General features: G+C 62.1%; 14 protein-coding genes. 6 read left to right on the top strand and 8 right to left on the bottom strand.

What is annotated here, in order from left to right:
- Window positions 1-8 precede the first annotated feature (8 nt).
- The 7 genes from ACYZUM_RS06115 to ACYZUM_RS06085 all read right to left on the bottom strand — a co-directional run bounded on the left by ACYZUM_RS06115 (window position 9) and on the right by ACYZUM_RS06085 (window position 8,992).
- Window positions 9-635 carry a response regulator transcription factor gene (locus ACYZUM_RS06115; protein WP_108182209.1) on the bottom strand — a complete coding sequence of 209 codons (627 nt, stop codon included), beginning with the start codon at window positions 633-635 and terminating at the stop codon, window positions 9-11.
- Between the two features lie 142 nt (window positions 636-777).
- Entirely contained in the window at window positions 778-1,212 is a 435-nt protein-coding gene (locus ACYZUM_RS06110) for a chemotaxis protein CheY (protein WP_108182208.1), read from the bottom strand.
- Window positions 1,213-1,298: 86 nt separating this feature from the next.
- Complete coding sequence (locus ACYZUM_RS06105) at window positions 1,299-2,507, bottom strand: EAL domain-containing response regulator (RefSeq protein WP_262949524.1); 1,209 nt, start codon at window positions 2,505-2,507, stop codon at window positions 1,299-1,301.
- A gap of 343 nt (window positions 2,508-2,850) precedes the next feature.
- On the bottom strand, window positions 2,851-3,567 hold the full coding sequence (locus ACYZUM_RS06100) for an MgtC/SapB family protein (RefSeq protein ID WP_007968289.1): 717 nt from the start codon (window positions 3,565-3,567) through the stop codon (window positions 2,851-2,853).
- Between the two features lie 186 nt (window positions 3,568-3,753).
- Window positions 3,754-6,453, bottom strand: a complete 2,700-nt coding sequence (gene mgtA, locus ACYZUM_RS06095; RefSeq protein WP_108182206.1) for a magnesium-translocating P-type ATPase — start codon at window positions 6,451-6,453, stop codon at window positions 3,754-3,756.
- A gap of 587 nt (window positions 6,454-7,040) precedes the next feature.
- Window positions 7,041-8,375, bottom strand: coding sequence for a lysine N(6)-hydroxylase/L-ornithine N(5)-oxygenase family protein (locus ACYZUM_RS06090; protein ID WP_108182205.1), 1,335 nt, complete (start codon window positions 8,373-8,375; stop codon window positions 7,041-7,043).
- A gap of 134 nt (window positions 8,376-8,509) precedes the next feature.
- Window positions 8,510-8,992, bottom strand: coding sequence for a sigma-70 family RNA polymerase sigma factor (locus tag ACYZUM_RS06085; protein WP_047295188.1), 483 nt, complete (start codon window positions 8,990-8,992; stop codon window positions 8,510-8,512).
- Window positions 8,993-9,314: 322 nt separating this feature from the next.
- On the opposite strand from ACYZUM_RS06085, the gene ACYZUM_RS06080 reads away from it, so the two are divergent.
- Genes ACYZUM_RS06080 through ACYZUM_RS06070 form a run of 3 tightly spaced genes read left to right on the top strand, consistent with a single transcriptional unit; the run spans window position 9,315 to window position 13,860 of the window.
- Window positions 9,315-10,487: an efflux RND transporter periplasmic adaptor subunit gene (locus tag ACYZUM_RS06080; RefSeq protein ID WP_108182204.1), complete on the top strand. Its 1,173-nt coding sequence runs from the start codon at window positions 9,315-9,317 to the stop codon at window positions 10,485-10,487.
- On the top strand, window positions 10,488-12,461 hold the full coding sequence (locus tag ACYZUM_RS06075) for a MacB family efflux pump subunit (protein ID WP_108182203.1): 1,974 nt from the start codon (window positions 10,488-10,490) through the stop codon (window positions 12,459-12,461). It abuts the gene before it with no gap.
- A gap of 7 nt (window positions 12,462-12,468) precedes the next feature.
- A complete protein-coding gene (locus tag ACYZUM_RS06070) occupies window positions 12,469-13,860 on the top strand; it encodes an efflux transporter outer membrane subunit (RefSeq protein WP_108182202.1) in 1,392 nt (463 codons plus the stop codon).
- Window positions 13,861-14,055: 195 nt separating this feature from the next.
- On the opposite strand, the gene pvdP is transcribed toward ACYZUM_RS06070, so the two are convergent.
- Window positions 14,056-15,675, bottom strand: coding sequence for a pyoverdine maturation tyrosinase PvdP (gene pvdP / locus ACYZUM_RS06065; protein ID WP_108182201.1), 1,620 nt, complete (start codon window positions 15,673-15,675; stop codon window positions 14,056-14,058).
- A gap of 320 nt (window positions 15,676-15,995) precedes the next feature.
- On the opposite strand from pvdP, the gene pvdM reads away from it, so the two are divergent.
- From pvdM to pvdO, 3 genes are read left to right on the top strand one after another with little or no spacing between them, the layout of a single operon-like run.
- Window positions 15,996-17,366: a pyoverdine-tailoring dipeptidase-like protein PvdM gene (gene pvdM, locus ACYZUM_RS06060; RefSeq protein WP_108182200.1), complete on the top strand. Its 1,371-nt coding sequence runs from the start codon at window positions 15,996-15,998 to the stop codon at window positions 17,364-17,366.
- Window positions 17,363-18,643, top strand: a complete 1,281-nt coding sequence (gene pvdN / locus ACYZUM_RS06055; RefSeq protein ID WP_108182199.1) for a pyoverdine-tailoring periplasmic protein PvdN — start codon at window positions 17,363-17,365, stop codon at window positions 18,641-18,643. The genes pvdM and pvdN overlap by 4 nt, the downstream gene beginning before the upstream one ends.
- A 37-nt stretch (window positions 18,644-18,680) precedes the next feature.
- Complete coding sequence (pvdO, locus tag ACYZUM_RS06050) at window positions 18,681-19,589, top strand: dihydropyoverdine dehydrogenase (RefSeq protein WP_108182198.1); 909 nt, start codon at window positions 18,681-18,683, stop codon at window positions 19,587-19,589.
- Window positions 19,590-19,646 lie beyond the last annotated feature (57 nt).

Below are 19,646 nucleotides of genomic sequence, written 5' to 3'. Positions count from 1 at the left end.
CAGGTCACTCAGAGCAAATGATTGCGTTTGGCGAATTCGCGCAAGTGCACCGTCGAGTTGATCCCGAGTTTTTTCATCAAACGGGTTTTGTAGGTGCTGACGGTTTTATGGCTCAGGTGCATGTCTTCGGCGATCAGTTTGTTGGCTTTGCCCTGGGCCAATTGCTCAAGGATATTCAGCTCACGATTGGACAAGTCGTCGATCATCTGCTTTTCGCTGCGGTGCATAGGGGTCGACGTATAGTCCTTGTCAGACGGCGCCGCAAAGTAGGAATAGCCTGACATCAACGCCTGAATTGCCTTGTGCAATTGCAGCAACTGGTTGGTTTTGGCCACGAAGCCCAAGGCACCGGCACGCAGGCAGCGGTCCTGATAATACTGCGGGTCCTGAGAGGTGAAGATCAGCACCTTGCATTTGGGGTCGATGGCCTTCAGCCGTTCCAGCACCTCCAGGCCACCGATCCCCGGTAACTTGAGGTCGAGTATCACCAGCTTGGGTTTGTGCTCACGATTCAGGGCCAGTGCCTCGCTGGCGCTCGCGGCCTCGTGAATCTCCTTGAATCGCTCGGTTTGGAGTACGAGTCTCACGGCTGCGCGCACCACCGGATGATCGTCGACGATCAGCGCTGACTTCATGACGGCTCCCCGTGCAACCACATGACAAAGGTGCCACGACGTCGGATGCTGCGGACGCCGCTGCTGTGCAAAGACTGTTACACGGGAAGCCTGCGGGATCTACCTGTCAGATCTGACAGTTGCAGCAAACGCCAAACCGTGCTCAAGCCCGGCACTGCAGGGCCGATGCCGGGTCCCGGGCATTCGCTGCGCACTGCGGCGGGCCCTCAACCCGATCCATCAGGTGTTTGATCGCTGCCAGGTCGGGCAGTGCGACATGGCTGATCTGCATGTTCTCCTGAGCAAAACCTGCCGGGGTCTGCACCGGGGCCGAAGGTTCGTTGTAGATCAGAACATGACGGACATGCGGGTTGTTCAGGAAAAAGTCCGACAGGTCCAGCGACCCGGCCGTCAGTTCGGCATTGATGACTAAGGCATCGAAGGGTTCGCAGCCGTATTCCACCAGCGTCAGCAACTCCAGCAGACTCTGCACCGGAGCGACGCGGAAGTATTCGAGATGGTTGAACAGCCGCTCGATTTTCATTCGGTGAAAATGCTGCGGATCGGCAATCAGGATGCGCAGGGTTTTATTGATCATGCTCGATGTCCCGAAGCTCGGAGGTGGCGCGCCAAGACTACGCATCTCGCCGGAACAGCTCTGTAGGATCTTTCCTAAAAATCCGCTCATTCGTCTGTTCCTTTGCCGTGGTTGCGCCGTTGCAGCCAGTTCAACAGATCGGCCCCGGCCATCGGCCGTGCGTACCAGTAGCCCTGCCCTTGCGTGCAGCCCAGCGCCAGCAGTTCACGACGTTGCGCGGCGGTTTCGATGCCTTCGATGACCACGCTCATGCCCAAGGCTTCGCCCAACGCCAGGGTGCTGCTGATGGCCGCGCGGCAACGGGGTTCATGCGCAAGGTTGCGAATGAAATCGGCGTCGAGCTTGATCTCGTTGAAGGGCAACTGACACAGACGCTGCAACGAAGAGAATCCGGCGCCGAAGTCATCGATCGACAAGCGACAGCCCATCATCCGCAACCGCACCAGTGTCTCCAGGCTGGTGGCCGGTGCTTCGAGCAGGCCGCTTTCGGTCAGCTCGAAGGTCAGGCCCGAACCGCTGCTTGTATGTTCGGCCAACAGGCTTTTCAACGTCGATGTCAGTTGCGCATTGGCCAGTTGCACGGTTTGCAGGTTGAACGCCAGGTTCAGGACAAAACCTTGCGCCCGGGCGCTGCGCTGCATCTGCAAGGCCTCGTCGATCTGCGCCAACAGCATCTCGTCGAGTAGCCCGCAACGCTCGAGTACCGGCAAGAACAATGCTGGCGAAATCAGCCCGCGTGTCGGGTGCTGCCAGCGGCACAGCACTTCGACGCCTCGGACCTCGCCGCTCTGCAGGTCGAACTTGGGTTGATACCAGGCCTGCAATTGGCCCTCGGCCAGCGCATGGCGGACCGTCGTTTCACTGGCCAGCGTCATCGCGCGCAGCGGCTGCGGCGGGTTGATCTGCCGGTTGACGAATGTGTCGAGTAACTCGGCCAGTCCCTCAACGTGCAGCGGTTTGCCGACATCACCGAGCAGGTCCAGCCCAAGCAGTGCGACCATCTGATGCACCGCGCGCCGCAGGTCCGCCGACAGCGCACTGCAGATGATCACCGACCTGACCTGCCCCGAGGCGCCGACCCGTTGCAGAAACGCCAGCCCGTCCATGCCCTCCATCTGCAAGTCGCACAGGGCGATGTCCACCGCACCGACTTCATCGAGCAACGCCAGCGCCTGCGCACCATCGCTGGCCTCCAGCACCTGCTGACAACCCAGCCCTTGCAGGAGGTTCACCGCCACAGAGCGCTGAAAAGCGTGGTCTTCCAGCACCAGGATACGAAGCGGCAGGTTGGGCATGAGGGTCGGCTCGCTGTGGGTGACGCACGGATGAGAATGGAGCTCGCGAGGGAGCGTCTGTGGTCGCTTAACCATCGAGATGTTCCAGCACGGTGCCAGGGCCCTGGCGATTCCGGATCGCAGAGCGTGTAGGACTTAGAGTTTGACGGCGTAAGAAAATGTGTTGAGCACGCTATCCAGAACTCACCAGAAACGCTGTAGGAAACGTCCTGAAAACAGCTGGAAATCTCTTGAAAGCAGACAACATGCCGCACAGGCATTGGCCGATGCGGCGATGTTCATGACAGCACCAGCGACTGTGAACGCTGAGAGCCACGCCCAATGGCGGTGCAATGTGGTTGCCTTATTCGGTGGTGCTGGGACTCCAGAACGCCTGCACCACCAGCGCCGACGTCGAGATCCGCGCCACCAGCGCATCGAGTTCATCACCGTCGACCGAGGTGGTCGCCAGCGTGGCTTCGATCTCGATTTCGTCGGCACCGAAGGCGTGTACATCGACGTCGCTGGCCGGGTAATTGCTGCGTTCCAGCTCGGCTTCGAGCAGGGCGAACACGGCTTTCTGCTGCGAGCGCCGGGCGATCACGTAAACGATGTTGGTGACTTCCGCCGAGACCACGTCCAGTGGCTGGCGGTTGATGTTGTTGACGATCGGTCGCAGCAAGGTGTTGGCGGCGAGGATGAACAGCGTGCCGAGCACCGCCTCGGCCAACAGGTCGGCCCCGGCGCAAGCGCCGACGGCGGCGGAAGTCCACAAGGTCGCGGCGGTGTTGAGGCCACGGACGTTACCTTCCTCGCGCATGATCACGCCCGCGCCGAGAAAGCCAATGCCGGAAACCACGTACGCGACCACCCGCACTGCGCCTTCAGCGCCGCCGAGACGGTTGGCCATGTCGACGAAAATCGCCGCACCGACCGCCACCAGCACGTTGGTGCGCAGGCCGGCGGTGCGTTGCCGGTACTGGCGCTCGAACCCGATCAGGCCACCGAGGATGAACGCCGCGCTGAGGCTGACGAGGGTGTCGAGCAGCGAGGTGAGGTTGAGGTTGTTGATGGCTTGCATGATGAAGCTCCTTGAATAGTCCACAGTCCCTTTGTTGGGCTTGCTGCCAATTCACTTGAACTACCCGTTCCCTGTAGGAGCTGCCGCAGGCTGCGATCTGTTGATCTTGTCTTTTAAAAACACAATCGACAGATCGCAGCCTGCGACAACTCCTACAGGGTGGCAGGTGAAGATTGCAGCCTGCTGTTATTGCCAGCCGAATCGGCGGATGTAGAAACCTTTCACCGCCTGGGTCAGCGCCATGTATGCCAGCAGGATCATCGGCAGGAACACGAAGTACAGCGACGGCAGTGCCTGCAATTTGAAGTAGTTGGCCAGCGGCCCCATCGGCAGGAAGATCCCGACCGCCATGATGATCCCGGTCATCACCAGCAGCGGCATGGCTGCACGGCTTTGCAGGAACGGAATCTTCGGCGTGCGGATCATGTGCACGATCAACGTCTGGGTCAGCAAGCCCACCACGAACCAGCCGGACTGGAACAGCGTCTGGTGATCCGGGGTGTTGGCATCGAACACGTACCACATCAAGGCGAACGTAGTGATGTCAAAGATCGAACTGATCGGCCCGAAGAACAGCATGAAGCGACCGACATCCGCCGGCTGCCAGCGCTGTGGCTTTTTCAGCATCTCGTCATCGACGTTGTCGAACGGAATCGCGATCTGCGAAATGTCGTAGAGCAGGTTCTGTACCAGCAGGTGCATCGGCAGCATCGGCAGGAACGGAATGAACGCACTGGCGACCAGCACCGAGAACACGTTGCCGAAGTTGGAGCTGGCCGTCATCTTGATGTACTTGAGCATGTTGGCGAAGGTCCGACGCCCTTCGAGCACGCCCTCCTCCAGCACCATCAGGCTCTTTTCCAGGAGGATGATGTCGGCGGCCTCCTTGGCGATGTCCACCGCACTGTCCACCGAAATACCGATGTCGGCGGTACGCAGCGCCGGCGCATCGTTGATGCCATCGCCCATGAAACCGACCACATGGCCGTTGCCTTTGAGGATGCGCACGATGCGCTCCTTGTGCGACGGCGTGAGCTTGGCGAACACGTTGGTTTTCTCTACCGCCACGGCCAGTTCGGCATCGCTCATGCGCTCGATGTCGTTGCCCATCAGCAAGCCCTGTTGCGCGAGGCCGACTTCGCGGCAAATCTTCGCGGTCACCAGTTCGTTGTCACCGGTCAGCACTTTGACCGCCACGCCGTGCTCGGCCAGCGCCTTGAGCGCTGGCGCAGTGCTTTCCTTCGGTGGATCAAGGAACGCCACGTAACCGATCAGCGTCAGTTCCTGTTCATCCGCCAGGCTGTAAGTGTCGCGACCTTCCGGCATCGAACGGGCAGCCACCGCCACCACGCGCAAGCCTTCAGCGTTGAATGCTGCGGTGACCTGACGAATCCGGGTCAGCAATTCATCGCTCAAGGCTTCTTCGACTTCGCCGTGCTGCACACGGGTGCACACCGCCAACACTTCTTCCACCGCACCTTTGCAGATCAGTTGATGTGGCTGACCACGCCCTTCGACCACCACCGACATGCGCCGGCGATTGAAGTCGAACGGGATCTCATCGACCTTGCGAAACGCCGTGCCAACCTTCAATTCGCGATGGATTTCCACGTGCTCCAGCACCGCCACATCGAGCAGGTTTTTCAGCCCGGTCTGGTAGTAACTGTTGAGGTAAGCCATTTCCAGCACATCGTCGGAGTCTTCACCCCAGACGTCGACATTGCGCGCGAGGAAGATCTTGTCCTGGGTCAGGGTGCCGGTCTTGTCGGTGCACAGCACGTCCATCGCGCCGAAGTTCTGGATCGCATCCAGCCGCTTGACGATGACCTTCTTGCGCGACAGGAACACCGCGCCTTTGGCCAGGGTCGAGGTGACGATCATTGGCAGCATTTCCGGGGTCAGGCCCACGGCAATCGACAGCGCGAACAGCAGCGCTTCGGTCCAGTCGCCCTTGGTGAAACCGTTGATGAACAGCACCAGCGGCGCCATGACGAACATGAAGCGGATCAGCAGCCAGCTGACTTTGTTCACGCCCAGCTGGAACGAGGTCACCGCGCGGTCAGTTGAGCCCACACGCTGTGCCAACGCGCCGAAATAGGTGCTGTTGCCCGTGGTGAGAATCACCGCCACCGCCGTGCCGGACACCACGTTGGTGCCCATGAACAGAATGTTCTCCAGCTCCAGCGGATTGCGCGTGTCGCGGTCGGCCTGACGGGCAAACTTTTCCACCGGCATCGATTCGCCGGTCATTGCCGCCTGGCTGACGAACAGGTCCTTGGCGCTGAGCACCCGGCAGTCAGCGGGAATCATGTCGCCGGCCGACAGCACGATCAGGTCGCCCGGGACCAGTTGCTTGATCGGCAGCTCGATGCGTGGCTCGTCGCGGCGCATCACCGTGGCGGTGTTGCTGACCATCGCCTTGAGCGAGTCGGCGGCCCGGTTGGATTTGCTTTCCTGCCAGAAGCGCAGCAGCGTCGACAGCACCACCATGGAGAAAATCACCGTGGCGGCTTTCAGGTCTTCGGTCAGCCAGGAGATCACCGCCAACAGGGTCAGCAGCAGGTTGAACGGGTTTTTATAGCAGTGCCACAGGTGAGTCCACCATGGCAGCGGCTGCTCGTGTTCGACTTCGTTGAGGCCGTACTGCGCGCGCAGTGCGTCGACTTCAAAATCGGTCAGGCCGTCGGTGTGAGTGCCCAGCGACGAGAGCAGTTCACCGCTGTCGCGATGGGCCGCATCGACCAGGGTGTTGGCCAGCGTGGGCGGGACTTCACGGCTGACCGTGGTGTCGTTGATCGATTCCAGCAGCGCCAGACGGCGGAAGTGCCGGGCGATGTGGCGTGTGCGCAGGAAGCCTGCGAAAAATTCCTTGAGCGTAAGTTTCATGGCTGTTGCCCCTATGGTCAGCCGGGAAACCGTCGAGCAGGTACGACCACGCCTCGTTCACCGGAAAATCCGGCACGGCAAGGCTTGGCGCGCCGGTCAGAAAAGACAGGCGTGTCGATAGGTTTGCGATCACGACCACACGGTCGAAATCACATACTTTCAGTGTCGATGAGAAGGACGTCGGGACATGGTCTCAACTGACCATGATCGGGATGCCGCTGCTCGCTTTACGGCGAGACAACGGCAGAGAAAGGCTGCGCGTTATCTTGCCGAGAATCTGCCGGTTACCGAGACCGGCCGACAACTGTCACTCGAACAAGTACCCACTGTGGGTCTCCGCTATTGATGAAAACGCGCGAAGCTTACGCCTCGATGATTGGAGAGTAAACCCGCAAAAGGAAGTGTGTCGGGGAATGTGGCGGGTGTTCAGGAAGGGTTCAGGATTCAGATTTTTCGCTGGCCTCCAGGGCCCTATCGCGGGCAAGCCCGCTCCCACAAGAATCTCCAGTGAATACAAGTTTTGCATCCGACACAGATCCTGTGGGAGCTGGCTTGCCAGCGATTGCGGTGTATCAGGCAAAGCAGATTCAGCTTGCCGTCGCCAACAACAGATCCGCCACCGAACGATGCCCACGGTTCTTGCCATGCTCATACAACGACCCGGCAATCTCGTCGGCACGCACCGGCAACACCGACAGCAAGGTGTCGCTCAGACCATGGCTGGCCTGGCAGAAGCCCTGCATGTACAGGCCGGCCTTGCAGCGTTCGTCGGTGATCAGTTTGTAGTTGCGATCGACCTCGAAATCACCGAGGTACTCTTCCAGCGGTGCCAGCAGTTTGCGGTGCATCTGCCGTTCGTAACCGGTAGCCAGGACCACGGCGTCATAGAGGCGCACGGTGACTTCGCCGGTGGCGTTGTTGCGCACCGCCAGTTCGATGCCGCGTTCGGTGGCGGTGGCGCTCTCGACGGTGGTCAGCGTACGGAACGCATGACGGGCGATGCCCGAAACTTTCTGCCGATAGAAGATGCCGTAGATGCGTTCGATCAGGTCGATGTCCACCACCGAATAGTTGGTGTTGTGGTACTCGTTGACCAGCCGCTCACGCTCGGCGCTGTTTTGTTGGAACACCAGATCGGTGAACTCCGGCGAGAACACTTCGTTGACGAACGGGCTGTCGTCCGCAGGCTTGAGGGCCGAGCCGCGCAGGATCATGTCGACCTGCACCGACGGGAACGAATCGTTCAGATCGATGAAGGCTTCCGCCGCGCTCTGCCCGCCGCCGATGATCGCGATGCTCATCGGTTGATTGTTCACACAAGGCTGCTTGGCCATCTGCGACAGATACTGCGAGTGATGGAACACACGGATGTCGCCCTTCAACGCCTTGAACGCCTCCGGAATACGCGGCGTACCACCGGCACTGACCACCACCGAACGCGCGGTGCGCACGAACTGCTGGCCTTCGCTGTCGCGGGAGATCACGCGCAACGCTTCAACCTGGTGGTTGTGCAGCACCGGTTCGATGGTCAGCACTTCTTCGCCATAGCGGCTCTGCTCGGTGAACTGCCCGGCGACCCAGCGCAGGTAGTCGTTGTACTCCATGCGGCACGGGTAGAAGGTGCCGAGGTTGATGAAGTCCACCAGGCGGCCGTGAGCCTTCAGGTAATTGACGAACGAGTACGGGCTGGTCGGGTTGCGCAGGGTCACCAGATCCTTGAGGAAGGAAATCTGCAATTCGCTTTGGGTCGACAGGGTGTTGCCGTGCCAGCTGTAGTTGGCCTGCTTGTCGAGGAACAGCACATCCAGCTCGCCGTGGGTCGGGCCGCGCTCTTGCAGAGCGATGGCCAGCGCCAGGTTCGAAGGGCCGAAACCGACGCCGATCAGGTCGTGAACGATGGGCGATGCAATTGCCTGAGTCATTTCCAGTGTCCTCTGGATGAACCCCTCAACAAGGGGAAAGGAGAGCCTAAGTGACCCGACTGGCCTTGAGCAGGACAGCAGGTCGTCTGTTGAGTAGGAACGAGGACAGGGAAATAAAATTTAGCGACGGCGGCTCAATGGGCATCCCATTGCTTGATGCGCAGGCGGCAATGCTTCATCGCATTCACAATGTGTTTTTCCACCAGTGCCTTGGAAATCCCCAGCTGTTCGGCGATCTGCGGGTGCGACAGGCCTTCGATCTTGCGCAGCAGAAAACTGTCGCGGCACAGCGGCGGCAATTCTGCCAAGGCGCGCTGGAGCATCTCCAGACGCTGGCCGTGATCGAGGGTGCCGTGGGGCGACGGGGTGAAATAGCGCTCCTCGCTGTCGAGCACTTCCAGCGGCTCGACCTGACGCAAGGCGTTGCGCCGATGATCGTCGATCACCAGATTCAGCGCAGTGCGATAGAGAAACGCCCGGGGCTGCTCGATGGGCGTGTCGCTGGAGCGTTCCAGTACGCGCACATAAGCGTCATGCACCACATCTTCGGCGACCTGACGGTTGCCGAGCTTGGCGTTCAGGAAACACACCAGCTCGCGATAGTAGTTTTCCAACATGACTCCCGGCCGCTTCGATGCGGATTCGATCCTTGAGCACACTGATCGACGGCCCCGCAAACACGGGTAGCAAGATAGTGGCAACTTGAGGTGCGTAATTTATAGTAATTCTCATATAGATTTAAAGTGGCGTTTGTCGTTGCCCGCCAAATAGTGCCGTTCTATACCTGTAACATCCTGTGTCTTCGCTTAAATTCCCCTGCGCATTCCTCGTTTACAGGACAGCTCCCCGTGTCTGTCGTGCCCTGCGACAGCGTTCAGCGGCTGCGCGCTGTGCCGCGCAGTCGGACGACGGGCCGAATTCCACTGGCCGGAACCCTGCATGAAACGTCCCCGCCCCGCCCGACGCGCCCTGCTCGCAGCCCTCTGTCTGATTCCCGTTGTTGCCTTCGCCGCGTGGCAAATCATGCCGCCGGGCCGCGAGCGCTTCGCCACCGTGCAAGTCAGCCGCGGCGACATCGAAAGCAGCGTCACCGCGCTGGGCACTCTGCAACCGCGCCGTTATGTCGATGTTGGCGCGCAAGCCTCCGGACAGATCCAGAAAATCCACGTCGAAGTCGGTGACATGGTCAAGGAGGGTCAACTGCTGGTGGAAATCGATCCGTCCACGCAGAAGGCCAAACTCGACGCCGGGCGCTTCTCGATCGAAAACCTCAAGGCGCAATTGCAGGAGCAGCGCGCCCAGCATGAGCTGGCGCGGCAGAAGTATCAGCGGCAGCAGCATCTCGTGGCCGGCGGCGCCACCCGTGAAGAAGACGTGCAAACCGCCCGCGCCGAACTGAAAGCCACTCAGGCCCGCGTCGACATGTTCCAGGCGCAGATCCGCCAGGCTGAGGCGAGCCTGCGCAGCGATCAGGCCGAACTCGGCTACACGCGGATCTACGCGCCGATGGCCGGCACCGTGGTTGCCCTCGACGCCCGCGAAGGCCAGACCCTCAACGCGCAACAGCAGACGCCGCTGATCCTGCGCATCGCCAAGCTGTCACCGATGACCGTGTGGGCCGAGGTTTCCGAGGCTGACATCGGTCACGTCAAACCGGGCATGACCGCCTACTTCACCACCCTCAGCGGCGGCCAGCGGCGCTGGAGCAGCACCGTGCGGCAGATTCTGCCGGTGCCGCCCAAGCCTCTGGATCAGACCAGCCAGGGCGGCGGCAGCCCGGCCAGCACCAGCAAAAGCGGCAGCGCCCGCGTTGTGCTGTACACGGTTTTGCTCGACGTCGATAACGCCGACAACGCCTTGATGGCCGAGATGACCACCCAGGTGTTTTTCGTCGCCAATCAGGCCAAAGGCGTGCTCACCGCGCCGGTCGCCGCGTTGCAGGGCAGCACCACGGCCAACCTGCAAACCGCGCAGGTGGTGGCGGCCAACGGCGACATCCAGCAACGCGAGGTACGCACCGGCATCAGCGACCGGCTCAAGGTGCAGATTGTCGACGGCCTCAACGAAGGCGATCACCTGTTGATCGGCCCGGTCGACGGCAGCGGAGGCTGAATGCAAACGCCTCTGATCGACCTGCAGGACATTCGCAAATCCTACGGCGGCGGTGACGCGCCTGAAGTTCACGTGTTGCGCGGCATCGACCTGTCGATTCACGCTGGTGAATTCGTGGCGATTGTCGGCGCTTCCGGCTCCGGCAAATCGACCCTGATGAATATCCTCGGCTGCCTCGACCGCCCGACCTCCGGCGAGTACCGCTTTGCCGGGGAAAACGTTGCCGGCCTCGACAGCGACGAGCTGGCCTGGCTGCGCCGCGAAGCCTTTGGATTTGTGTTCCAGGGTTATCACCTGATTCCGTCCGGCTCGGCCCAGGAAAACGTCGAGATGCCGGCGATCTATGCCGGCACCCCGGCCGCCGAGCGTCACGTCCGCGCCGCCGCCCTGCTCGACCGCCTCGGTCTGGCCTCGCGCACCGGCAACCGTCCGCATCAGTTGTCCGGCGGCCAACAGCAACGGGTGTCGATTGCCCGGGCGTTGATGAACGGTGGCCACATCATCCTCGCCGACGAACCCACCGGCGCACTCGACAGCCACAGCGGCAAAGAGGTGATGGCGCTGCTCGATGAACTGGCGAGCCAGGGCCACGTGGTAATCCTCATCACCCACGACCGCGAAGTCGCAGCCCGGGCCAAACGCATCATCGAAATCCGCGACGGCCTGATCATCAGCGACAGCGCCCGCGACAACCCAGATGCCCAGACCAGCGCCAACCCCGGCGCCCTGCAAGCGGTGGATCTGCGCCAGCGTCTGGCCGTGGGCGCGGACGCCACCGGCGCCTGGAAAGGTGAACTGGTTGATGCCCTGCACGCGGCGTGGCGAGTGATGTGGATCAACCGCTTTCGCACCGCGCTGACCCTGCTCGGGATCATCATCGGCGTGGCGTCGGTGGTGGTGATGCTGGCGGTCGGCGAAGGCAGCAAACGCCAGGTGATGGCGCAGATGGGCGCCTTCGGGTCGAACATCATTTACCTGAGCGGCTCGGCGCCCAACCCGCGCACGCCGCCGGGGATCATCACCCTCGACGAGGTGCACGCGCTGGCCAGCCTGCCGCAAGTGCAGCGGATCATGCCGGTCAACGGCGCCGAGGCCGGCGTACGTTACGGCAATGCCGACCACCTGAGTTACGTCGGCGGCAACGACACCAACTTCCCGGCGATCTTCAACTGGCCGGTGGTGCAAGGCAGTTACTTCACCGAGGCCGATGAGCAGAACGCTGCAGCCGTCGCGGTGATCGGCCACAAAGTCCGCAGCAAACTGCTCAAGGATGTGCCGAACCCGATCGGCCAATTCATCCTGATCGAGAATGTGCCGTTCCAGGTGGTCGGCGTGCTCGCGGAAAAAGGCGCCAGCTCCGGCGACTCCGACAGTGACAATCGCATCGCCATCCCCTATTCGGCGGCCAGCGTCCGGCTGTTCGGTACACGCAACCCGGAGTACGTCGCCATCGCCGCTGCGGACGCGCGCAAGGTCAAGGACACCGAGCACGCCATCGAGCAACTGATGCTGCGCCTGCACAACGGCAAGAAGGATTTCGAACTGACCAACAACGCCGCGATGATCCAGGCCGAGGCGCGCACTCAGAACACCCTGTCGCTGATGCTCGGCTCGATTGCCGCGATCTCGCTGCTGGTTGGCGGTATCGGCGTGATGAACATCATGCTCATGACAGTGCGCGAACGAACCCGCGAGATCGGCATTCGCATGGCCACCGGCGCCCGCCAGCGCGACATCCTCCGCCAGTTTCTCACCGAAGCGGTGATGCTCTCGGTGGTCGGCGGCCTTGCCGGGATCGCCCTGGCGCTGCTCGTCGGCGGCGTGCTGATCCTCAGCGAAGTGGCCGTGGCTTTTTCCTTGATGGCGGTACTCGGCGCCTTCGGCTGCGCCCTGGTCACCGGTGTTGTCTTCGGCTTCATGCCTGCCCGCAAAGCTGCCCGGCTCGACCCGGTCACGGCCCTTACCAGTGAATGATCGATCTATGAAACCGCGTCTCAGCCTGTTGACCGTGTGCCTGTTGCTCAGCGCCTGCGGCAGTCCCGTCCAGCGCCCGGACAGTGGCGTGCAAACGCCAGCTGCCTGGCAGTCGCCCCATAGCGCCAGCGTTGCCCGCAACAACCCGCAATGGTGGACGCAATTTGGCAGCCCGGAACTGGATCGTCTGATCGAGCAGGCGCGCGTCGGCAGTTTCGACCTCGCGGCTGCCGTTGCTCGCGTGCGTCAGGCGCAGGCGGGCACCGTCATCGCTGGCGGCTCACAGCTGCCGGAGGTCAAAGCCGGCCTGAATGCCAATCGGCAGAAACTGCTGCGCGGCAATGGCTACAGCCAACTCGATGCCAACAGCAGCAACAAGGCGGTGGACTATTTCGATACCAACCTGAGCGCCACCTACGAAATCGATTTCTGGGGCGGCAAACGCGCCTCGCGCGACAGTGCGCAGTTCGCTCTGCAGGCCAGCGAATTCGACCGGGCGACGGTCGAACTGACATTGCTCAGCGGCGTTGCCAGCACGTATGCGCAAACCTTGTCGCTACGCGAGCAGAGCCGCATCGCCGAACTCAATCTGGCCAACGCGCAAAGCGTGCTGAAACTGGTGCAGACGCGGTTTGATTCAGGCTCAGCCACCGCGCTGGAACTGGCGCAACAGAAGAGCCTGGTCGCCGCCCAGCAATGGCAACTGCCGCGCGTGCAACAGCAAGCCCAGGACGCGCTGATCAGCCTCGCCGCCCTGCTTGGCCGACCGGTGCAGCAACTGTCGGCGACGGAGTCCTTCGATCACCTGCAATGGCCAGATATCGACGCCGGCGTGCCCAGCGAGTTGCTCACGCATCGTCCGGACATCGCACGCGCCGAAGCCCAACTGGCCGCCGCCGAAGCTGACGTCAAAGTCGCTCGCGCGGCCATGTTGCCGGCACTGACCCTGACCGCCCAACTCGGCTCGGGCGCCAATCAGTTCGACGATTTGATTCGCAGCCCTTTCTACAACCTGACCGCCGGACTGGTCGCGCCGATTTTCAATAACGGTCGTCTCGGTGCTGAACGCGACAAGGCCATGGCGCGCCAGCAAGAGCTGCTGGACACCTACCGTGGGGCGATCATCAACGGGTTTGCCGATGTGGAAAAAGCGCTCAATAGCATTCGTCGCCTGGATGAGCAGCGGTTGTGGCAGAACGAAGAACTGAATCAGGCGCAGACCGCATTCGACATCGCGCAGAGCCGTTACCAGGCCGGCGCCGAAGACTTGCTGACCGTGCTGGAAACCCAGCGCACGCTGTACGCGGCCCAGGATCAGCATGCACAACTACGGCTGTCACGAGTGCAGGCGAGCATTGCGCTGTACAAGGCACTTGGCGGCGGGTGGCAGACGCTGTAATCGAATCAACACAACAACCCTGTGGGAGCTGGCTTGCCAGCGATGAGGCCAGCACTCCCAACATCAACGTTGCCTGACCCGATGCTATCGCTGGCAAGCCAGCTCCCACATTGATTGACGATGTTGCCGCTCTCTCGGCCTGACACCTGAACCTGTGGGAGCGAGCCTGCTCGCGAATGATCGATGACGCAGCCCTCAAGCCGGGCTGGTTTTAGCCTTCAGATTGCGCGCATACCATGGCCGTTGCGGCACGCGACGGAACAGGCCGGCGAGTTTTTCCTCGTCGGTGATAAAGGTGATGCGCAGCGCCAGCTTCATGGTTTCCGGATCCATCTCCACCGTTTTGCCCTTCTGCAATCCCGGCGTGGAGCTGCAGCCATGGGTGATCGGTCCGAGCCACGGGTCATCGACTTCCACCCAGCGCCCCGGGGCAAACCATGGCACGCCATTGACCTGCAGCCGCGTGACTTCGCCCGGGTGAAAACGCTCGTGGGCGCGGAACCAGTCCTCGATGCGATCATCGATCCAGCCATGGAAATGCCAGAACGTCGGGTTGACGTGGGAAGAAAACGGATCGCCAAGGAAGTCGTTTTCGGCGTTGTACCAGCGGGCCGCGAAGTCCGCCGGATCGCGGGCAAACGGCACCGGCTGACCGTTGGACGGATCGCGCGGCACGGAGGCCCAGCGCATGTGCAGCCAGTCGTGCAGGCCCAGTTCGACTTCGGAGCCGAACTCGCCGAGGGTGAGCCGGGCCAGATACGCCGGATCGCGATACTGCGACTCCCAGACCTGAAAGTTGCTTTCGTAAGTCTCGGCAGTCTTGATGTCGCTGACCCACTGACTGAATTCGTCATCGCCCGCCGCCGTCCAGGTCGGCGGCAAGGCTGAGCCGTCGTGGTTGTCGAAATAGCGGGCGAAGCCGACACGGTCGCGGATCAGCTCCGGCTGCGGCAGCGGGAAAAACTCCCAGGATGGCAATTCCTGCATCGAGCGCGCCGTCCCGAGCATGTGCCGGTGCATGAAGAAAAAGTCCACACCCGAGCCATTGCGATCCTTGCGCGGGCCACGGGCATCGCGCTCCTTGTCGCGCGGGCCGGGCTGCCAGCCAATGCCGCGCAAGGCTTCGCGTTTGTCCTCGGGCAGTTTGTGCCACTTGTCCCGGGTCGCATGCCACAACTGGTGAAACAGGCGGTGCTCGGGCGAGATCAGCCACGCCAGCAGCGTCGGGTTGAGCGGCGTGCGCTCGCGGGCTTCGGGAAACAGCCGTTTGACGGCGACAAAGCGGTTGTCCTGCGCCGGCAAGGCCAGCGAGCGATCCAGGCGCAAGGCCTTGCCGCTGAGGGTGCCACTGCCGGCATTGCCGAAGTCGGCCCAGACCTCATCGAGGATCATCTCCAGCTCATAGCTGATCTGGCCGTCGGCGCCGATCAGGCGCCAGCTCAGTTTCGCCGCATCGGCTTTTGCGAGGTCGCCCAGAATCCGGTAACGCGGTGTTTCAGCGGAACGCAGGCGCTCGGACGTGTCGAGAAAACCGCACACCCCGCGCCCCTTCTGGCCAATGTCGAGAAACACTTGCAGGCCTTTGGGCTGCAAGCCTTCGAGGCCGGCATCGGCACCTTCAAAACGGATATCCCACACCCCGCGCAACGCATTCGCCAGGCGCTGCCCGGCCATATCCGCGACATCGAAAGACGCTTCGCCCGGGGTGATCGTCGGGTCCGGCTTCGTCCATTCACGATGCCCGAAATACGCCGCAGGCACGGCAGCGCCGGTCAGCGCCAGGCCCGCCATGAACCATCGTCGAGAAATCTTCATTGCCCTACCTGTGTCAGCCATGAAGCAGGCTTTATCCAAGCTAGAACGTTTGTTGCCCCGGCAAATTTAACGCGCCCGGCGCTGATGACCCGTGGCGAGGGGATTCATCCCCGATGAGTTGCGAAGCAACTCCCATCCGACCTTGGCGGCGACACCAGAAGGGACAGCGCTCGCAGGCTTTGCGAGCGCTTCGCACTCGATCGGGGATAAATCCCCTCGCCACAGTGCCAGGCTTAAATTTTGCCGCCATCCACTCGTTCTTCCCAGATAGCGAAGGCCCCCGCGCCTGCACCTCGATGGCGAACCTGACTGAGATGGCAATGACAAAACCACGTTCGAAAAAGGCTCTATTCATCGGCCTGCCGTTGGCCCTGGCGATCAGCGCCGGCGCAGGCTTTGCCGTGTGGCATCACTGGTTCAAGGACGACCTCGGCTACCCGGCCAAAGTCATGAAGCAGGCCGATGAGCTGCACGAACGCATGCTCTCTTTCGACAGCCATGTCAGCCTGACGCAAAATTTCGGCACCGACGGCCACGAAGCCGACAAGGACGGCGACGGCCAGTTCGATCTCGCCAAGGCCAACCGTGGACGCCTGTCCGGCGCCGCCCTGACCATCTTCGGCTGGCCGGAAATGTGGAACGGCCCGAACGCCCCGCACAAGCCAACCCCCGGCTTCGTCGACGAGGCGCGCAATCAGCAGGAAATCCGCTTCAAGATCATCTCCGGGATGGTTCGCGACTACCCCAATCAGGTGGCCATCGCCTACACCCCCGACGACTTCCGGCGCTTGCACGGCGAAGGCAAATTCGCGATTTTCATCAGCATGCTCAACGCCTATCCGCTGGGCCACGACCTCAACCTGCTGGACCTGTGGACGGCGCGCGGCATGCGCATGTTCGGTTTCAGCTACATCGGCAACAACGACTGGGCGGATTCGTCGCGGCCGCTGCCATTTCTCAATGATTCGCCGGACGCCCTCGACGGTCTCTCGGATCTGGGCAAGCAGGCAGTCAAGCGCCTCAACGATCTGGGCGTGATCATCGACGTCTCGCAAATGTCGACCAAAGCCCTCGAACAAGTTGCGCAACTGAGCCGCACGCCGCTGGTAGCCTCGCATTCGGCGCCACGTGCGATGGTCGACATTCCGCGCAACCTCAGCGACAAGGAAATGCAACTGATCAAAAACAGCGGCGGCGTGGTGCAGATCGTTGCGTTTTCGCAGTACCTGCGTCCGCTCACCCAGCAAACCCAGGACAAGCTCAACGCGATGCGCAAGGACTTCGACCTGCCGCCGCTGCCGAACCTGGCGATGGCGTTGATGCCGGGCGACCCGATCATTGCCGCGTGGTCGGAGCAGAAGTTCGGCCAGTACGCCAGTCGCCTGTACGCGATCCTCGAAGAGGAACCGAAAGCCAGCCTCAAGGATCTGGGCGATGCCATCGATTACGCGGTGCGCAAGATCGGCATCGACCATGTCGGCATCAGCTCCGACTTCAACGAAGGTGGTGGCGTCAAAGGCTTCGAGAACGTCGGCGACATCCGTAACGTCACCGCCGAGCTGATCTCACGTGGTTACTCCGAAGCGGACATCGCCAAGCTCTGGGGCGGCAACTTCCTGCGGGTCTGGGATCAAGTCGAGAAAGCCGCGAAACCGGCCCTGGCCGCCGCGCCGGGAACTGCCCAGCCATGAGCAATCGTCGTGAGTTCTTGAAGCAGGCGGGGATTCTCGCGGCGGCGTTGCCACTGGGCGCGAGCCTGCCGAATGTCGCCGGCGCCGCGAACGCCGCGCCCGCGACCGGCAACAAGTGGACGCGGTTGCAGCAGCTGTTCGACCAGGATCCGGCATATCTGCACTTCTCCAATTTCCTGATTACCTCACACCCGAAACCGGTGCGCGAGGCGATTGAGCGGCACCGCGCCGCCCTCGACAAAAATCCCGGCCTGGCCATGGATTGGGACCTCGGCGTAATCGAACAGCGCGAAGAGAACGTGCGGGTCTGGGCCGGTCGCTATCTGCAAGCCGATGCCAAACAGATCGCCCTGACCGGCAGCACCACCGAAGGTCTGGCGATGATTTACGGCGGCGTGCACGTGCGCCCCGACCAGGAAATCCTCACCACCGAGCACGAGCACTACGCGACCCACACCATCCTCGCCCTGCGTAGCGAACGCGACGGCACCCGAGTGCGCAAAATTCGTCTGTTCAAGGATTCGTACAGCGCCAGCAAAGCAGAAATCCTCGCTGCCATCGACGGCGCCATCCGCCCCGAAACCCGGGTGCTGGGCATGTGCTGGGTGCATTCGGGCAGCGGCATGAAACTGCCCATCGGTGAAATCGGCGCCATCGTCGACCGGCACAACCGCGGTCGCAGCGACGCTGACCGCATCGTTTACGTGGTCGACGGGGTGCATGGCTTCGGCGTGGACAACCTGAACTTTGCGCAAATGAACTGCGACTTCTTCATCGCCGGCACCCACAAGTGGATGTTCGGCCCGCGCGGCACCGGCATCGTCTGCAGTCGCTTCGCCGAAGTCAGGTACGTCACCCCGATCATTCCAACGTTCTCCGAAGCCACGGCGTTTTCCACCACCATGACGCCCGGCGGCTATCACTCGTTCGAACACCGCTGGGCGCTGGACGAAGCGTTCAAATTGCATCTTGAGCTGGGCAAGGCCGAGGTCGAGGCGCGCATTCACGCGCTCAACAGCTACCTGAAACAACGCCTGCAGCAACGGCCGCAGATCGAACTGGTGACGCCACTGAGCCCTGAGCTGTCCGCCGGCTTCACCTTCTTCCGGGTCAAGGGCAAGGACAGCGACAAGATCGCCGCGCACCTGATGGCCAACCGCGTGGTGGCCGATGCCGTGCACCGCGACGTCGGCCCAGTGATTCGCACCGCGCCGGGGCTGCTCAACGACGAAGAGCAAATCGACCGTTTGCTGGCCGTGCTCGATCAGGCCCTTTGACCCGGACGCTCCCTTTTTCCTTTTAGCGAGACTCACAATGAACAGTGAACTGCGTCGATTTTCCTTGAAGGCGCTGCCGGCGCTGATGCTCACCGCCCTCGCCGCCGGCCTGCTGCCGGGCGCCGCGCAGGCCGCCACCCCGCCTGCGCCGGGCAAGGTGTTCAAGGACTGCAAGGACTGCCCGGAAATGGTCGTGCTGCCCACCGGCACGTTTACCATGGGCACCCCGGAGGATGAGGTTGGCCGCGAGCCGGATGAAGGGCCGATGCACCCGGTGACGTTTGCCAAACCGCTGGCGATCAGCCGTTTCCAGATTCTGCGCGGCGAGTGGGACGCCTACCTCAAGGACAGCGGCTACAAGATGCCCGACGGCGACACGCGCCCCGGTCGCGCGTGCAAGGCCGGGATCCCGGATTATCAGGGCAGCGACCCGCGCAAGCAGTACACCGACAAGCACCCGGCGGTGTGCATGGATTTCCCGGAGGTCGAAGCGTACGTGGCCTGGCTGTCGAAGAAGACCGGCCAGCCCTATCGACTGGTCAGCGAATCGCTGCGTGAATACGCCGCCCGCGCCGGCAGCACGGGGCCCTTCCCCTTCCCGTTCGACGAAGGCAAGGTATACAGCATCGCCAAACACGCCAACACCTACGGCGCCGCTGATGGCTACAACTTCACCGCGCCGGCCGGCAGCTTCCCGGCCAACGCCTTCGGCGTCTACGACATGCACGGCAATATTTATGAGTGGACCGCCGATTGCTACAACGAGAACTACGTCGGCGCGCCTAGCGATGGCAGCGCCTGGTTGAGCGGCAAGTGCGAAGTGCGGCGCATCCGTGGCAACGACTGGGGCGAGGCCCCGGTGTTCTCGCGTTCGGGCAACCGCAATGCCACCTACACCGACACCCGTGGCGACTGGATCGGCTTCCGGGTCGCCCGCGATCTGTAAGGCCATCGCCCGGCTAAATTAGCCATCTCGCCAGTCGTTCTACAACTGGGCGCGATC

It is taken from the genome of Pseudomonas sp. m6p, from assembly GCF_055760375.1.
The sequence above is the reverse complement of the archived record's forward strand: the minus strand, read 5'-3'. Positions and strand labels throughout refer to the sequence as shown.

Excerpts from the sequence above, each read along its gene's own strand:
- pvdO (WP_108182198.1), top strand. The coding sequence starts at position 18,681 with ATGAACAGTGAACTGCGTCGATTTTCCTTGAAGGCGCTGCCGGCGCTG.
- pvdN (WP_108182199.1), top strand. The coding sequence starts at position 17,363 with ATGAGCAATCGTCGTGAGTTCTTGAAGCAGGCGGGGATTCTCGCGGCG.
- ACYZUM_RS06075 (WP_108182203.1), top strand. The coding sequence starts at position 10,488 with ATGCAAACGCCTCTGATCGACCTGCAGGACATTCGCAAATCCTACGGC.
- ACYZUM_RS06080 (WP_108182204.1), top strand. The coding sequence starts at position 9,315 with ATGAAACGTCCCCGCCCCGCCCGACGCGCCCTGCTCGCAGCCCTCTGT.
- mgtA (WP_108182206.1), bottom strand. The coding sequence starts at position 6,453 with ATGAAACTTACGCTCAAGGAATTTTTCGCAGGCTTCCTGCGCACACGC.
- ACYZUM_RS06105 (WP_262949524.1), bottom strand. The coding sequence starts at position 2,507 with ATGCCCAACCTGCCGCTTCGTATCCTGGTGCTGGAAGACCACGCTTTT.
- ACYZUM_RS06090 (WP_108182205.1), bottom strand. The coding sequence starts at position 8,375 with ATGACTCAGGCAATTGCATCGCCCATCGTTCACGACCTGATCGGCGTC.
- ACYZUM_RS06115 (WP_108182209.1), bottom strand. The coding sequence starts at position 635 with ATGAAGTCAGCGCTGATCGTCGACGATCATCCGGTGGTGCGCGCAGCC.
- ACYZUM_RS06110 (WP_108182208.1), bottom strand. The coding sequence starts at position 1,212 with ATGATCAATAAAACCCTGCGCATCCTGATTGCCGATCCGCAGCATTTT.
- pvdM (WP_108182200.1), top strand. The coding sequence starts at position 15,996 with ATGACAAAACCACGTTCGAAAAAGGCTCTATTCATCGGCCTGCCGTTG.
- ACYZUM_RS06070 (WP_108182202.1), top strand. The coding sequence starts at position 12,469 with ATGAAACCGCGTCTCAGCCTGTTGACCGTGTGCCTGTTGCTCAGCGCC.
- pvdP (WP_108182201.1), bottom strand. The coding sequence starts at position 15,675 with ATGAAGATTTCTCGACGATGGTTCATGGCGGGCCTGGCGCTGACCGGC.
- ACYZUM_RS06085 (WP_047295188.1), bottom strand. The coding sequence starts at position 8,992 with ATGTTGGAAAACTACTATCGCGAGCTGGTGTGTTTCCTGAACGCCAAG.
- ACYZUM_RS06100 (WP_007968289.1), bottom strand. The coding sequence starts at position 3,567 with ATGCAAGCCATCAACAACCTCAACCTCACCTCGCTGCTCGACACCCTC.